At 53.7% G+C, this 14,869-nt stretch carries 13 protein-coding genes and 3 pseudogenes; 5 read left to right on the forward strand and 11 right to left on the reverse strand.

The features are described 5' to 3' along the window. The first annotated feature begins 94 nt into the window (after positions 1–94). The 3 genes from M1B34_RS06705 to M1B34_RS06715 all read left to right on the forward strand — a co-directional run bounded on the left by M1B34_RS06705 (position 95) and on the right by M1B34_RS06715 (position 3,535). A complete protein-coding gene (locus M1B34_RS06705; protein WP_145713428.1) occupies positions 95–985 on the forward strand; it encodes a TniB family NTP-binding protein in 891 nt (296 codons plus the stop codon). Next, positions 943–2,064 (forward strand): TniQ family protein, encoded by a 1,122-nt coding sequence (locus tag M1B34_RS06710; protein WP_145713424.1) that lies wholly within the window; start codon positions 943–945, stop codon positions 2,062–2,064. Before M1B34_RS06705 ends, M1B34_RS06710 begins: the two co-directional genes overlap by 43 nt. 574 nt (positions 2,065–2,638) lie before the next feature. After that, complete coding sequence (locus tag M1B34_RS06715; RefSeq protein ID WP_186452729.1) at positions 2,639–3,535, forward strand: hypothetical protein; 897 nt, start codon at positions 2,639–2,641, stop codon at positions 3,533–3,535. Here the strand turns inward: M1B34_RS06715 and M1B34_RS06720 are convergent. The 8 genes from M1B34_RS06720 to M1B34_RS06750 all read right to left on the reverse strand — a co-directional run bounded on the left by M1B34_RS06720 (position 3,498) and on the right by M1B34_RS06750 (position 11,126). Then, on the reverse strand, positions 3,498–5,255 hold the full coding sequence (locus tag M1B34_RS06720; protein ID WP_268264712.1) for a hypothetical protein: 1,758 nt from the start codon (positions 5,253–5,255) through the stop codon (positions 3,498–3,500). The two genes, M1B34_RS06715 and M1B34_RS06720, sit on opposite strands and share 38 nt — an antisense overlap. A 118-nt stretch (positions 5,256–5,373) precedes the next feature. Continuing rightward, the gene (locus M1B34_RS06725; protein WP_341870541.1) at positions 5,374–5,931 is read right to left on the reverse strand and encodes a DUF6037 family protein; all 558 of its coding nucleotides are present in this window, start codon (positions 5,929–5,931) and stop codon (positions 5,374–5,376) included. Positions 5,932–5,986: 55 nt separating this feature from the next. Continuing rightward, entirely contained in the window at positions 5,987–6,328 is a 342-nt protein-coding gene (locus M1B34_RS06730; protein ID WP_145713418.1) for a ubiquitination-like system serine protease family protein, read from the reverse strand. After that, positions 6,325–7,704 carry a ThiF family adenylyltransferase gene (locus M1B34_RS06735; RefSeq protein WP_145713416.1) on the reverse strand — a complete coding sequence of 460 codons (1,380 nt, stop codon included), beginning with the start codon at positions 7,702–7,704 and terminating at the stop codon, positions 6,325–6,327. Before M1B34_RS06735 ends, M1B34_RS06730 begins: the two co-directional genes overlap by 4 nt. After that, positions 7,701–8,792: a multiubiquitin domain-containing protein gene (locus tag M1B34_RS06740; RefSeq protein ID WP_145713413.1), complete on the reverse strand. Its 1,092-nt coding sequence runs from the start codon at positions 8,790–8,792 to the stop codon at positions 7,701–7,703. The genes M1B34_RS06735 and M1B34_RS06740 overlap by 4 nt, the downstream gene beginning before the upstream one ends. 189 nt (positions 8,793–8,981) lie before the next feature. Next, positions 8,982–9,362 (reverse strand): DUF1508 domain-containing protein, encoded by a 381-nt coding sequence (locus tag M1B34_RS34005; RefSeq protein WP_145713410.1) that lies wholly within the window; start codon positions 9,360–9,362, stop codon positions 8,982–8,984. Positions 9,363–9,471: 109 nt separating this feature from the next. After that, complete coding sequence (locus M1B34_RS06745) at positions 9,472–10,035, reverse strand: MarR family transcriptional regulator (RefSeq protein ID WP_145713406.1); 564 nt, start codon at positions 10,033–10,035, stop codon at positions 9,472–9,474. A 20-nt stretch (positions 10,036–10,055) separates the two neighbouring features. Then, positions 10,056–11,126 carry an ATPase gene (locus M1B34_RS06750; RefSeq protein WP_268264713.1) on the reverse strand — a complete coding sequence of 357 codons (1,071 nt, stop codon included), beginning with the start codon at positions 11,124–11,126 and terminating at the stop codon, positions 10,056–10,058. A gap of 584 nt (positions 11,127–11,710) precedes the next feature. Here M1B34_RS06750 and M1B34_RS06755 point away from each other — a divergent pair. Then, positions 11,711–12,192: pseudogene (locus M1B34_RS06755) on the forward strand (DDE-type integrase/transposase/recombinase); the annotation flags it as partial. On the opposite strand, the pseudogene M1B34_RS06760 reads toward M1B34_RS06755, so the two are convergent. The 3 genes and pseudogenes from M1B34_RS06760 to M1B34_RS06770 form a co-directional block, all read right to left on the reverse strand. Then, positions 12,160–12,430 (reverse strand): annotated as a pseudogene (locus M1B34_RS06760) (Sir2 family NAD-dependent protein deacetylase); the annotation flags it as partial. The pseudogenes M1B34_RS06755 and M1B34_RS06760 overlap by 33 nt on opposite strands. 60 nt (positions 12,431–12,490) lie before the next feature. Further along, entirely contained in the window at positions 12,491–12,664 is a 174-nt protein-coding gene (locus M1B34_RS06765) for an antitoxin Xre/MbcA/ParS toxin-binding domain-containing protein (RefSeq protein WP_268264714.1), read from the reverse strand. 1,273 nt (positions 12,665–13,937) lie between these two features. Further along, positions 13,938–14,106, reverse strand: a pseudogene (locus tag M1B34_RS06770) (SOS response-associated peptidase family protein); the annotation flags it as partial. Positions 14,107–14,344: 238 nt separating this feature from the next. Between M1B34_RS06770 and M1B34_RS06775 the strand changes: the two are divergent. Then, positions 14,345–14,758, forward strand: a complete 414-nt coding sequence (locus M1B34_RS06775; RefSeq protein ID WP_268264715.1) for a hypothetical protein — start codon at positions 14,345–14,347, stop codon at positions 14,756–14,758. Positions 14,759–14,869 lie beyond the last annotated feature (111 nt).

Raw genomic sequence — 14,869 nt, forward strand, 5'->3', positions numbered from 1 at the left:
CCAACAAACCGTTCTCGAATCCTGTACCCGCTCCAGTCATCCCTGCTGCCGAAGGGCTGCTACTCGGTGATGTTGAATTTGATGGTGATATCCAATGACGGACTACGCACACCTGCATGAGGATTTTCGACCGGTTCTGGGCCTATCAGATCGGGAGCGCATCCTCTTCATGGGGGAGCCGCGGTGGATTGGCTATAAGTCGGCAACCAAGATCTTGCAGACGTTGGATTCGCTTCTCGATGCTCACAAACGTCCTCGGATGCCGAACCTGCTCTTGGTCGGAGATTCGAGCAACGGGAAAACAACGTTGATCCGTCAGTTCGTGAAAACCCATGGAGAGGGTTACGTGAATGAAGACAGTGAACCCGTAAGGCCGGTCATTCTGGCTGAGTCGCCTACCTCTGCGGACGAAAAAGAGTTGTATGTCGCGATCCTGGAGCAGATGTGGATGCCCTACCGGGCGACTGACACCAAGGTCAAACTCAGATACCAGGTAATTCACGCACTGCGCGAGTTGAAGGTCAGGATGTTGATCATCGATGAGATCCATTCGATGCTGACGGGCTCCGCGATCAAGCAACGCGAAGTCATGAACGCCCTCAAGCTGTTGTGCAACACGTTGATGATTCCGATCGTGGGCGTGGGCACTCCGGACGCCGTTCAGATCTTGCACCTCGATCCCCAGCATGCCAGCCGTTTCGATGTCATCAAGCTTGAGACCTGGAAACTGGACGCTGACTTTCAACGTCTGCTGAAAGCCTTCGAGCTGGTACTCCCACTCAAGAAACCTTCAAACCTGTTTCAACCAGAACTGGCCCAGCTCCTCCACTCGATCTCAGGCGGCAACACAGGCGACCTGCACAGCCTCTTGGTAGAATGTGCAACGGAAGCGATTACCTCCGGTAAGGAATGTATTGATCGACCGCTCATCGAGAGTAAGTCGTGGAAGCGTCCTACACGTGGCATCCGGCAGCTCATGGTCTGAATCCTAGATGGCCGTTGACTCCGCAGCTACTGCCTGACGAGCTGTTCTCATCATGGTTGGTGAGAACGGCATTGGCCCACGCTTGCACACCAGAGACACTCACCGATAACGCTTGGCCAAAATCTCGAATCTGGTGCATTGACCTGGATAGGGGCTTGGGTGAATCGCGTCTTGCGGTTTTGGCGCAGCTCACCGGCGTGAGCGTTGCGGATTTGACGGCAAGCACCCTGCTCCTAGTCGCACACGCTTTGCATCCTGATGCCTTCCTGCAGATCAGCAACCTGTGGCCATGGATATTGGTGCTGGGATGTCGAAACCACTTCCATGCCGGCGGTCTCCAGTGCTGCCCTAGATGCATGGATGAACCAGCGCCTCATTATCTGATTCAAGATCGGCTCGCCTGGCATACCTCCTGTCCTTTGCATCGATCACTGCTGGTCGACCGCTGCCCCCGTTGTTTTTCAGCACTGCAGCCCGGCTTGCTCCGGGTGGGGGACAGCCTCGCTCAGTGTCATCATTGCGGAGAGCACTTCAGCATTGCTGCTCCACTTTCTTGTTCGGAAGAGGCACTGGCTTTCCAGAGATTCGCAGATGGGCTGTACGGTAAGAGCACAGCATTTGGTCAGGCTGAGGTGGGCTTTGCCGAGTGGATGTTCGTCGCTCGCGTCATTATCAGTCTGCTTCGAAGCGTCGTTCGTCATCCCACCGCCTCGTCTCGTCTTTTCTGTCAATTGATGGAGGTCGATGTCAGTGCGTGCCCAACGTCGTCGCTGGGTTTGCCGTTCGAATACCTGCAACCCGCTGAGCGTTCTGCCCTGATCGGACCAGCTTGGGTGATAATGCAGGCGGGGCCCGAGCGCTTCATCGAGTGCGCAACGCGAGCCTCGCTTCCGCATTCGCTACTCCCGATACCGGCGCGAGATGCGCCGGAGATTTTGACTCACATGGCTTCGGCTTTAAGCTGTCGGCCACGTTGCTCCCCGGATATGACTGAACACAACCACGCCCGTGATCCTCTTGGCGTCTGGCGAATGTGGTTACGTCTGCAGAGAAGGATTCGTAGAGATGGTTTCCACTGAAGTGGACCGTGTCGCAGGTTGTCACGAATGTGGTCGTGCCATGGTGAAAGCCAAGAAGGTCCATAACCACTGCCGCTATTGCGAGACCTGTTACGCGCGCCTTTTCAAGCGTCGGCTATGTCCAGGGTGTGGCAATTTTGGCCGTCTACCGATTTTTGACCTGGCAGCCCTATGCGGCGCCTGTGAGCGTGCAGGCCCCTGTGTGCGATGTGGCAAAACAGAGTTCGCCATCGGCATGCGGTCCGAGTACGGCCCGGTGTGTAAATCCTGTGTTCCATATTTTCGCGAGCCTGAGCCTTGCCAGGCCTGCGGCAAGCTCTCCCAGCGCTTGGCGGTCAGTACCAAGACAGGGCTGCGCAGTTGCAACAAGTGTCGGGAGGCCACGGGGGCTACCTGTCCAAGTTGTAAGCGGCATCGCGTGCTGATTGCTGACCATGACGGCGTTCTGCGTTGTAAGGCGTGTATCGCCGGAGGCGAGCGTCCATGTGAAAGCTGCGGAGCCGCGATGCCGGCAGGCCGCGGCCGGACGTGTGAAACCTGCTATTGGACGAGCTTGTTCAATAGGCGCGTCGCTGTGAACCTGGCTGGTTTCACGAGTCCACGTATCCGGCAGCTTTACGAGTCATTTTCGCAGTGGCTTTTGATGCGAAATGGGCCACACAAAGCCGCTTTGAATATCAATGATCACTATCGTTTCTTCGCGCAGTTGGATGCCCTTTGGGGAGGAGTACCTACCTACGATCAGCTGCTGAAGACCTTCGGGGCTTCTGGTCTGCGCCAGGCTGAGAACCCGATGCGTTGGCTCCAGGAGATTAGAGCAGTCACCGTCAGTGCTGAGAAGCGTGATGAGCATACAGAGCAACGTCGGGTGTCCGAGATGTTGTCGGAATTACCCGACTTCTGGTCCAACCAGTTGCTGCATGGGTATCACGCAGAGTTGGCACTGCGCATCGAGCGCAGCGAGACGGATTTGCGCTCAGTACGAATAGCCCTGCGCGCGGCGGTGAATTTCCTCAAGCTCGCCGGGTTGGTACCTCAGGCACTTCCCAGAATGAAAGCGCTAGAGGCCTTCTGGCGCCGCTCTCCGGGTCAGGTCGCAGCGGTGACAGGATTCGTCGGGTATCTCAACAAGACCTATAGTGCCGAGCTACAAGCTCGCCCCGAGAAACGGTGGCTCGAAAAAGCCAAATGGGATAAGGCCGAGCGCGAATTGGTCGCTCTGTTGAAAAATGACTCTGGCGAAGCACCTGAATCCACTTGGATCGTAAAAGGGCTGGCCTATTTCCACGATATCCGCAGAGTCAGCCGGAAGGCGCTTGTCTATCGCCCGGAGAGCTTCAATGGGATGGCTGGATTCAGCGTCGAACATGAAGGGAAGGTGCTCTGGATTCCCTCAGCGAGCACCTACACGCGAGACCCTGTTGCCCTCCGGATTACTCCAGAACAACACCCGCCTGGGCGAAGGCGTTGATCAACCTCGTGCGATAACGAACGTCCTGATCCTTGGAGCGGTGTGTGAATACTATGGCGTTCGGGGGAAACGTCTTCATGATGTTTTTGAATATTCCCAGGTTGCTTCTGATGCGCGAAGTCACCGTCTCTACAAACTGCTGAAACTCGACTGGGTCTTCGGTGTGAGCTTTCATCAGCACACCCGAAAACCCACGAGGATTAGGGGTCTTCTCGCTCGACTCTTGGCGCTCGATCTCGAAGCAGTAGAAGGGCTGCTTATCGACCACGAGTCGCAGGATCATCAGGCCTCGGCGCTGAGCGCCCAACGTCTCCAGGTACACCCAGCTCCGCGCTGCAGTCTGTCTCCCGTCGAGGCCGCTCGTGTTGAAAAGAAGGATCCTTGGCGGGGCGGATGTACCGTAGTTTGGAGGTACATACCAGCTCACCTCTGTCACACGCTCAGGGTTGTCGCGCTTGATAGAGAGAAAGGCATTCCAGATATCGAGCAAAAAACCTTGGGATTCCAACACAACATCAGAGACGTGCTCCGACTTGCCGATATTTTTGCCGTCCCCGGCGCCATCGCCGCTGGAGTAAGTGTCTGCCTGCGGCGGTTGAGGTCCGCGCAACCCACGGTTAGTTTCCCTCAACGATTTGATTCTTTTTACCGTGCGTTTGGGGCCCAAGGTTTCGAACGGTGGAGGCCTCAATATCACTTTTTCGCCGCGGGCGTCTGGCAGCACGTATGACTCTTCTGCTAGAAACTCCTCTGCCCGAGCTGTTCTGATGACTTGGGGCAGGACAATGCGACCACCCTGTTCACCACCACTGCTATCGAATGTCTCCCTGAACAATTCGATCTCACGCCCTTCGGGTTGGGTTGAGCCCAGTAAATCCAAGCACAAAAAGGTCTTTCCTTGATTGATCCGTCGACCGCGGCAGAGTAGTTGGCCAGCGCCTTGGAACCACGGAGCAACCTCAGGAAAAACCTTGGTGTTTGGTCCCTTGGAAATGAATGAAGAATTGAGCCGCTTCACCTGGGTTTCGGTGTAGTCGTCATACAGGAGATGTGCGAGGAAGACGGCGTCGGCGTTGCGCATTTGGTCAGTGGGTTTGATGAGCCAGTTGAAGGCGTCGCGTTTGTCGCACTTGAAGAAAACGGACTTCACTTCGCGGAACGTGAGCGTGCTGAGGGCCTTGCAGACCGCCATATTCCTCGCATAGGCGCGCACAAAAAACTCGATACAGGGCACAAGAAGGTTGTTCCCGTCGGGCAAACTGAAGTTCAGCAATGTGCTCAAATCCCGCGTGAATTTCAGTGGGTAGTCATCCTCATGGAAGACGTTGCCCTGTCTGCTATCAATGAGCTCAGCCCTGGAGGTGATGCTCCACTTTTCGGATGAAAAGTCGATATCGAATATCTTTACCTCCATCTCTGTGTCGGAGATGCATTGACCTTCCCGCCAAATGCTCCCTATGCGGTAATGAGGCAGGGCAGTGAGTGGCACCGATGCCCAGGTGGGCACTGAGGAGGGAATGTCGTTATTGAGCTTCTTGAACATCACCTCGACTTCGGGGATGGTTCGTTCTCCTCGGGTATTGACCCGTATAGAGTTGTACCACCAGACGATGTGGTCTTCCGTAAACTTTACAACGCCGCTTTTCAGGTGTCGTAGATCAACGCGAGGGTAGGAAAAATCGATTCGCTTTACTGAGTGGCTCAAAACGCTGCGTTCCATGCGATTGGATGGCTATTAAAACCGAAGTGCACTTCTATGGTCGCAAGCGAGGCGTGATGCTTCGCTTGTGTTCATTTAGCTGGAGCGCCGGCTTCTCACATTTTCGGCTGGTTCTGGGCTACCTCCATGACCTTCCAAGATCAACCGCGCTCCATTTGGACGAAGCTCGGTTCTTGACGCTGAATGCGTACGCTTCTGGGCCCAATACTGTGCATGTCTTTTTCAGGTTTTCTTTCTGGGGGCCCCGTTCTTTCCAGTAGATCCAGGTATCGAAAAACGGACGATCTCGTTCTTCCAGGTCATGACGAAGGGTTAAGATCTGCGATGCTGTGGGTACGCGGTCTTTAGTGGCCTTAGGCGGCACCGCCGCGTCCAGGGATTGAAAGAAGCGGGAGGTACTGAACCCTTGGGTCGACATCTCATGAGTTTTCAGTACGCTCATGAGATTAGCGAAGTGGTCGCCGTTCAAATAGGTCGAAAGCTGAAAATCATCGGAGACGGCGAAGAGAAAAAACTTGGGGTTTTCGCCCCGGGAGGTGAGTGAAAGCTCATAGTCTCCCCGCATGGAAAACAGGCAATCAAAGCTTGCTGCTCCATCTGTGAAAAGAAATTGCTGAATATCGATTTCCTGAGCGCTCATGCTCTGAGCCAGTCGTGCCAATCCATTCATGCGCATAAAATTTGCCTCTCGTTCTACAGAAACCTGCTGCTGTTGAAGGTGTGGTTATTGATCAGCACCAATGAATACGGCCGTTCTTGAGCCAAAAGTGTGAGCGGCAGCCGTTGTTCAGCCATACCGATGGATGAAGCGACGGGTAACCGTCAGCATTGATGCTGTAGTCCCACCTCGGCTTTGCTTCATCAATCACTAGAAGCTCAATCGTTCTGCCGCACCCGCAAGGGCACTGCAGTCCAATACACCAATCCTCGCGCGCATCTTTCGCGAGAACGATCGTGCGTATCGGCATCTTGGAGGGGAGCGAGTCCCCCTCGACGACAACAAGCCGTCGAGGGGGAAGCAGGTGCTCAAACCTGAGAATGAACTTGCGGAATAACTTATTGAGCCCACTCATTGCTTGGCCCCAAGGGGCGGGAGGCCCAACAGAGGTTCCCGCGCTCCTTGAGCCAGAGCAGGGTTCTCGCCCTTTGGAAGGCCCGTTTCCGCTTCGTATTCTTCATAGCAGCCTGAAAGGGAGAACTTGCTGCGCGCGTAGTTCTGGTTGGGGTCTTCACGGAACGGGAAGGCGCGAGCGATGAATTCATTCACGCACGCGCTGGCTGCTCGCATGTTCAATGTGATGACGGAGGGGGCCTCTTCTGGAAGGCCGGAGATGTAGCCCTGTTTCACCTGCTCATTGTGAGCTTTGGAATCTGTGTTTCTCAGCTCTTCAGCACCCAGCGAATCTGCGGTGTAAACTTTGCGGTCAAAAAGCGTTGAACCGCCTGGCCGAACATAGTCGATCCGCCCTTGTACATCATGGATCTGGCGAACGCCTTTATTGGACAGGCGTGTTGGGATGGTCACACCGACATCGAACAACGGGATAAGAAAGCTCGATGCCATCAGGTCGCATATCAGTCTTCCCTGGTGGGAGTCGACACAACAGAAGATGACATCGGCTTCAGCCACGGCCATCACGGCCTCCCTGCTGAACACCGTCTTGTTGATGGCATGGGCGATTTTCGAACCGCGAATCTTTTCTATGGCTTCGGCGAAGACGTCAACCTTGGTGCGAGATTCTTGCGCATCCTTTAGCGTGGAGTTGAGGATCCGGTTGAGGTTTTTGAGCTCGACCTGGTCGTGGTCGATCAGAATCAAGCTACCGAATCCGAGGCGGGTGAGTTGCTCCGAAACAATCGAGCCGGTCCCTGAGACGCCAATCACGGCCGCGGTTAGTCGACCCAGGGTGGCAGTCATTTCAGAGGTGAAGGCCAGAGCTTGTTGCTGCTCATAGGAGTGGGGGAACCAGTAGTGGATGTCATGGCCTGGCACAGTCACCATGGCGATGTCCTCTGGAAAACCGCCCTCCTGGTAGACCCGAGCTCGCATTGCACCATCGGGTGTCATGATGGCCGAGCCGTGGACTGCCTCCACTCCTTGATACAGGGAGACCATGGTGCTCGAGTCGCTGTCATCATCGACACGAGAGAACTGAAACAGTCCCCCGGGGTGAGAATGCACGAGGATGATCGAGTGCGATTGGGGAAGCGCTTCATCAATCGCTTTTTCGAGGTATGCTCCTGGCCAGGTGATGGCGTGTGGTTGCCTGACCGCGCACTCCTCATAAGGCACCAAGATCAGTTCCTTTGACAGGAGCTTGAGCGCGGAGCCAGGTGTGCGGGTACAGATGAGAATAGCTGCGGCCTCTTTACCGTCCCCCGGGAACAGGTGTTCCCGGAGGGTGGTGTAGATCTCGGCCGTCAGTACGAGGCGAGATCCGTTTTTCACAGGCCAACCTCCTTGTGAAGGCAGCCATCAGCCATTGCCAGTTGGGTCATTACGTTATCGGTCGATGGGTTCCAGGAGCGATGGCGAGACCAGCGTTGGAATGGGACCCCGTCGACTTCCACCGTAGCCTCCGTCTGCGGAATCACTGCGCCGTTGGCCAGGTGGACAACTGGATACAGATAGAACATGTCCATGGCGGTGTTGGGATAGGTCGATGGAATGTTCAATGCCAGTTGCACGACCTGCTCGGAATAGCCGGGCGGCAGCTGGTAGTTGTGGATCAACAGCCACCGGCCGGCCCCGCTGGTCAGCCGGGTCTCCCAGTGATGGCCAGCGACATCCAGATGCTGTTCGTCACGATCGAGCAGTTTGAACTCACGACGAAGTGGCAGGGTTGCCTCGCCGTTGCTCACATCTTTTTGCGTCAAGCGCAGCTTTTCGATCCCATCTGGACGCAGATCGATTTCGTCGTTGATGGTCAGCTCACGCTTGGGCTGATCACGAACGATCAGGTAAATCTGCCAGTCCCGGTTGGGGTCCAGGCTAGCGGCCGAGATTGCCTCTCGTACCGAAACGATCGGCTTCGGGAACTCGTACACTTCCCCTTGAATATTGAGCTTCCAGACGGCCTTGCGTGTGATGAAGCGCTCAATACCGGCAGCATCCAGGTTGATGAATGTGGTGTCTTCGACTTCCAGATCTGCCTCATCCTCCCGCTCCAGCAACAGGCGCTTGCCTGGGCCAACTTCGGCGAGTTTGCGGACGGTATGACCAGAGATCTGCTTACAAGGCCACTCCAGGCGAAGGCCGTCAACGGTCAGGAGGTACTTGCGATCAGACTCGATCACGATGAAGCGGTTTACTCCATCATGCAGCGTAACCGACTCCTCTGGCCGGATATCTTCTTGAGCACCAGAGTCCAGAAGCTGCAGTACGATCGGCAGTTGGTCGGGTTTGAAATGAGCTGCCGCCGCAATTTGGGCGCCCGTTGGGGTGCGGTCATCAAGGCGGACCTGGCGGAACTCCAGATCATCTCCTGCCACTTCTACGGTGAAATTGAGTGGCTGACACGATTGTTCAGTTTGCATCGGTAAATCTCCAAGTATTTTCCGCACACAGGCGGCTATTAGCTTCCTGGATGGAAGCAGATTTAGCCGTAGAGGAGGAGAGTCCCAATCAGTTCTTGACTGGTGCGGAACACGCGGAGATACTCTTGCTTCGTTTAGAGGTATCTCGACTCAGACTTCGCGCAATTGGCGTTGCGCTAGGTTTCTCACCTACGTTGTATGGTCCTTCTCTAAGGGCACTCTCTGTTTCTTCACTATCTCCTTGTTGCTGTCTGTGATTTGAGCCGATGAAGCGTACCGCTTCACTGTGCTTATAATTTTTTCCCTTTCCTCAGCAGAAGCGCATCTCAGCCCCTGGCTGATGGCCCTATTGTTCGAAGCCCTCAGGTGAAACGTGAAGCCCGTGGCGTCGTCCGATCGGCTGTAGAACCTGTCGTAAGGCGAGTGCTCTCGGCATGACTCGACCCCTTTGATGCAGCTAGCGAAGGTTTTATGGGCTTCGCTTCGCAATATCACCTGATTCTTTGCCGTCACGAACTGGTAGAACCAGTCTTCTCCCTGTGGTCTGTGAACCTCGAACCTCGCTTTCATCTCTGAACTCCTCGCTTCCCTGATCTCGTTCAATGATTCTGTTTATCGCAGGCCAAAAAAATGGAGGCATGCGCAGAGCATACCTCCATTTCTCGATAAAGCAACCCCTTTAAGCAGGTTCGCCGATCACCTTGTAAACGAACTCCTTGCCGCCGCTGTCGGCAGACATCTCCACGCGAGTGATGAAGCCTTCTTCGGATAGTCGTTTGAGGCGCGTGCTGGCGTTCTGAACACTCATTTCAAGCGCTTGAGCAACCTGTGTGGTGGTCACGGAGTGATTAGATAGGACTACGTTAAGGAGTGGAAGGCTCGATGGCGAGGGTTCGGGGCCCACGAATCGGCATATGCCATTCACCCAGCATGTAACTCGAAAATCTCCGGATATCGCCGCACCTTCTAGGTTGGCGATAATATCTTCATCAACTAAGTCGAGGATATAGAAAGAGATTTTCTTTGCGTAGAGTTTAAAAGTGAAAATGAGTGACTCACGGAGAAAAGAAACATCGGCCCCATCAATATTCTTGAGGGATATGCCAATTGTTTTAGTGCCAGTTAATTTGGCAATATGTTCCAACAATTTGGCATGAGCCTTTCTACCCCTAATTGTACCATAAGGGTTGCTGCTTCCGTCCGTGAAGTCGCGAAGGGCGATTATGTAAGTTTTCTCGTTCATGGCTTTAGTTTAACCAGAATCTATTTATCTGTCAAGTTGAATTCAAATACGATGTGTGTGCCAAAAAGTTTAGGCAAGCCTAAACTCCAGCTATGTTTGTACAAGTCTTGGTTCTGATAAGTCAGAGTAACTGAGAAGTCTTCTTGTCTAATGCTAACTGTAGCATCGAGGCTCTCAGCTTGCCCTGAACTTCTATTTAATCCGGCGCCACCAGCACCCTTTCCGCGTTGGCTCAATCCACCTTTACGCATGGCATGTATGATTAGTTTTGCGTTAGATGCCTCAAGTGTTTCTGGAAATTGTGCTGCGACCTCTGGATAGTGCTCGGTTAGTGCTGGCCTAAGTGTCGAGCAGATACCTCTTCCAGAATCAGAAACCACGGCGACAATAGACGTTGAGCCTTTCCGGTTGTAGCTCTGAAGCCCTGCAAATCCGGGGATAGTGGTCTCAGAGTGCTCCTCCACATTGCCAATCAGCTCACCAAGTACGGTATGCAACTTGTTGGCGTGAAGATCACCAAAAGCCGCTGCGAAGCTGAACTTGAACCGTTCAGGCACATTTTCTTCGCCCCCTGCAACGATAGGAAGAAGCTCTACAAGCTTCTCGTTATTTGCTTTCAGTTCAACGGCCTTGAGGCTGGCGGGACGACGCGGTAATACCTTGATACTTTTATCGAGCCGTTCAAAGAAATAGGCGCGCTTCAAATAGGAAAGTGTTTCAGGGCTCTCGCTAAAATCGAGTTCAACTATCCTTTTCACTTTGGCTAGCTGATTGGCTAAAGCAAGAATTCTAGCCGCAGCGCAAAAAAGCACCTTACGCTCTTTTGGGATTTTCAGAATAATGTGACCGTGGCCACACTCTAGAGGCGAACCGTGCTTGGCGAGGGAACGTTCAAAATGATCTTGTGTGATCCAAGTACTGCTTGCGGAAAACTCAATTTGAAGACAAGCATCTTTCTTCAGCAACCACGCAGAATGTTCATTCTGTACGAACTCCTCAAGATTATCGTAAAGAAATCTTGTGACGTCCCTGCGCTCAAAACCTAAAAGCTTTGCGATCTCCCTAGCCTTAAGCGCTTGGTTATCACTCAACAACTGGACAATCCTTTTCCGCATGGGGTGTTCGCTTAGCTCAGTGGTAGTCGATTTTTTCGAAGGTTCCAATCCCATTTGGCCCTTCCCCCCACTTGGCGGGTGGCCAGGTGGGGGCAAAATTATACAGGCAGACTGGTGAGGTCGAAACGCCATCAGTCGCTTTTGCCATTATCTATATCCCGCTGCGGGCCTGAGATAGAGCCTGCTTGGGGTATTCGGCACTGGGCAGCAGCTCGGGTTTCACGACTCTGCTAAGAGGCACATTTTTAAAGAGCGTAGAGGCCGAAGCCTCAGCTTGCACAGGTAGTGACGGTACAAGCGATTAACAAGTTCAATTTTCATGGCTGTATGGATGTACAGTACATGAGGCGGCTTGGGGATCGCAAGCCCTTTTCTGTAGCCGAGGAGAAGCACTGTCGACATGACCGAATCCACAGGTTCTACTAGTGGTGGACGACTCCCTGCATCCTTGCTGAGACCTGCGTCCACTATGGTTCACCTGCTGATTTTGGTGTCGATATTTGTAAGAGTTGAAGGGGAACGGGATACTCTGATGGGCGATTCGATCAGCTCGAGATGGTTCGCTTAGCCGCAGCATCGTGTCGATGATGCAGGAAGACGACGAGCAAATCGGGTGGTTCAAGGTGCGTGGCCTGATGCGGGAACTCGCGTTAGTCAGCAAACAACGTGGATCGCATGCCTACAAACAAGCGACGGTCGAGCGACCTGATATTCCGAACATCTTGAATCGAGAGTTTGAAGTGCTGGCACTCAATCAGGTCTGGTGTGGCGATATCACCTACATCTGGGCTCAGGGGACATGGCATTACCTGGCAGTCGTTCTGGATCTCTACGTGCACCGAATTGTGGGCTGGGCGCTGTCGAACCAGCCAGATACGCATCTGGTGACCAAGGCGCTGGATATGGCTTATGAGTAGCGTGGGAGGCCTCAAGGGCTGCTGTTTCACTCGGATCAGGGGTCGCGATATGGCAGCCTTCAGTTTCGTCAACGCTCTGGCGTTACCGCATGCGCCAGAGCCGTTGTGGATACTGCTGGGACAATCGGCGCAGCTTGCGCGACCTGGGCCCGCCGCCACAGGTACCATCCCCATACCAGTGCTGCGTCCTCGCGGAACGCGCTGGCGGTCTCAAGCTTCTCCGGATCATGGTGAGCCCAGATACCAGTCAGCGGATCGCGGAAGGTAGGTATACCGCTTTCTGTCGAGATGCCAGCCGGTGAACATCACGATTCGCTTCGTATCACCGACCAGTGCGGCTACTGCTTCGATCGTACTGGTCATCTCCCCCTCCGCCAGTTACAGCGCTTACCTGAGCCGATAACGAAAAGCTTCCGGCGTTGTTCAATACACGCCATATTCGATGCGACCCAAATAGCCTCTGACCAGCTGATAGCCATGGTCATCAGTAATAACACTGCAGGGCGGTCGGTAATCCAGGCCACGGGCGGGTTTGTTGAACCATTGCTCGGCAAGATCACGGCTGCCAAGCACCTCTGCCGCCTTGGTCAGAATCATGTCTCGCCGTTCCAGATAAGCCTGGTAGTGTCTGCTCAGGCAGTCGGCGGTGGGAGAGACTCTTGTGCTGATTGACCAGTGGCCAGGCTTGGGTTGTGCGCTTGAGTGCATCGTTGCCACCTGCGAGTTGCGACGTTCAGCAGGTTCAGCATACAACGGTGCTTGGCATCTGAGCAGTGCACCCGGTCGTTCGGGGAAGATCTTTGCGACAGAACCTCCCCTCCTGTCGAGCTTACTCAGCTAGGAAACTTTGCTGGACGGCATCCGCAATCAACAGGTCCGACAGATCTCCCAGTCGAAGAGATGTTGATGCAACTGAGTGAAGGATTGGTGTTCTAGTTCGCGGGCGATAGCAGAAGCCTGCTTCAACTTTGACTATTGCAGACTTATGCTTACGTTGAGTCTTTAAGCAAGTCTAGGATATGGAGAACCGCAGTACGCTCTTTCAAGCCCCAAGATGATCTATTCCAAGATCCTACACTCGCGATTAAAAATCGAGAGCGCCGTGCTAGGGCTCGATGAGTTTTTCGCGGCCCAGTCTGTGTGCCGCTTCAGAATAGGCCTTCATGAATTCAGCGATTTCTATCGAATCCTCGGATCTTCCTTCGGCTTTCCTTCCGTACACTTTAAGGACAATGATCTGATTATCGATTTTCTCGTCCAACGATTTTGCACCAGACATGCTTGTCTTACGCATCAAGGTCATGAGCGTAGTGGTCTAATATCGCCATCACCGGCGAAGGCGATCGGGGATTGACTGCCCTGCAGACCTGTCAGGCCTACGTACGAGAAGTTTCACGGTTAAAGTAATAGGGCACGCTAAAAATTGTTTAATGACTGTTTAGTATAAGGAGCTGTAATGCTTAGGAAGTTGATTGAAAACGATAATGCCGTCAAAACTATATTCGACCATTACAAGAACTTCGCTGTTGCCGCAGTCATACTAGCCATAGGAGTGCACTTGTTGGCAGAGGAGCAGGAGCAGGGATTCTGGGACGTTATGCGGATTCTCAGTGGTATCTGCATTGTCATTCTCGGAGGGTTTTTGGTACTCATAAATGAGCGTCACGGTATACGTAAGCTATACGAAGCAAAATTGAATTTCTTTGTTCATGTTATAGTATTGCTGGTGTATGGGTTTAGCATGATTAGCATTGTTTTTAGATTGGTTTTGCACAACTATAAGTAATAACCTGTTACCTGATCCTTAGAGGGTTGATCTAATTAGACCCGACCCTTGATTTCGGGCGTTTCCAACGGCCCGGTCTACCTAGGACCACTTGAAGGCCCACTGACGGTTTGCCTTGTTGCAGCACCATCCGCTCAGCGCGATCCTTCTGCGTGACCAGATCCAGCCATTCCCGGGCCAGCTCAGGCGATAACGACACTGGCGATCGGTTATGAATGTCGACCATGCCGCCAGCGCTGTCTGCGTAGATGATCCAAGAGAGTGCCTTCCTCGCTCTCACTACGCTGTTCGGATATCGTCATGGCGAGACTTGTCTTGCAATGGCTGAGATTTTTCCCGATATGCCCGCCATATTTCCCAACACGGTTGATAGACGTCAATGGGTAAACGCACGTGAGGCACTCGCAAATGTCTGTATCGTTGCTGCTCGGGGGCGATAATCCTGTACTTGCCAGCAAACTCGAAAGTACCAGGGGGCCTTCGTAGATGAGTTGGTAGGCACCTCAGGAGGCGCCCCATACGTCGCCCAGGTTCTCGCGAAGACGTTTCTAGCCATCGGTGATCCGACGGCGGCAGTAGAAGCCGCCAAAAAGATCGTCGACGACGTGAAGTATCACTGGCTGCTATATCAGCAAGCGAAGACAGAGCTCGCACTTGATCAAGACGCTGCGGCATCGACGACGGCCAAGTGCGCACTTGATGCTGTTGAGAAGGATCCCAAGGGGAACGCTTGGCTGGCGATCTACCAGGATCTGATGAGCCAGTACCACGAGGCAACGGGCTCGGTATCTGAAGCATTGGGGAGCGTAGAGGGTGCGCGAAACTCGGCCAGCGACGACAAACACGAACGCCAGTTGGCTACACGTGTAGAAGCGTTGAAAGCGCGGGCCCGAATTACCCAATAGGTCTACCTGCTTGGGAGGACCTATGGCTTTTTCCTGAGTAGACCCGCTACGCCTTGTGAGGGCGGTTGGCTTTCGAGGATGACTTTGCTGTTGTGCATCAACTACGGCCAA

Source organism: Pseudomonas morbosilactucae (genome assembly GCF_023241715.1).
Taxonomy (GTDB): Bacteria; Pseudomonadota; Gammaproteobacteria; order Pseudomonadales; family Pseudomonadaceae; genus Aquipseudomonas; species Aquipseudomonas morbosilactucae.

What these genes read in the sequence shown, in the direction of transcription:
- M1B34_RS06705 (WP_145713428.1), top strand. Translation starts at nt 95, where the DNA reads ATGACGGACTACGCACACCTGCATGAGGATTTTCGACCGGTTCTGGGC.
- M1B34_RS06720 (WP_268264712.1), bottom strand. Translation starts at nt 5,255, where the DNA reads ATGGAACGCAGCGTTTTGAGCCACTCAGTAAAGCGAATCGATTTTTCC.
- M1B34_RS06725 (WP_341870541.1), bottom strand. Translation starts at nt 5,931, where the DNA reads ATGCGCATGAATGGATTGGCACGACTGGCTCAGAGCATGAGCGCTCAG.
- M1B34_RS06730 (WP_145713418.1), bottom strand. Translation starts at nt 6,328, where the DNA reads ATGAGTGGGCTCAATAAGTTATTCCGCAAGTTCATTCTCAGGTTTGAG.
- M1B34_RS06740 (WP_145713413.1), bottom strand. Translation starts at nt 8,792, where the DNA reads ATGCAAACTGAACAATCGTGTCAGCCACTCAATTTCACCGTAGAAGTG.
- M1B34_RS34005 (WP_145713410.1), bottom strand. Translation starts at nt 9,362, where the DNA reads ATGAAAGCGAGGTTCGAGGTTCACAGACCACAGGGAGAAGACTGGTTC.
- M1B34_RS06745 (WP_145713406.1), bottom strand. Translation starts at nt 10,035, where the DNA reads ATGAACGAGAAAACTTACATAATCGCCCTTCGCGACTTCACGGACGGA.
- M1B34_RS06765 (WP_268264714.1), bottom strand. Translation starts at nt 12,664, where the DNA reads ATGATTCTGACCAAGGCGGCAGAGGTGCTTGGCAGCCGTGATCTTGCC.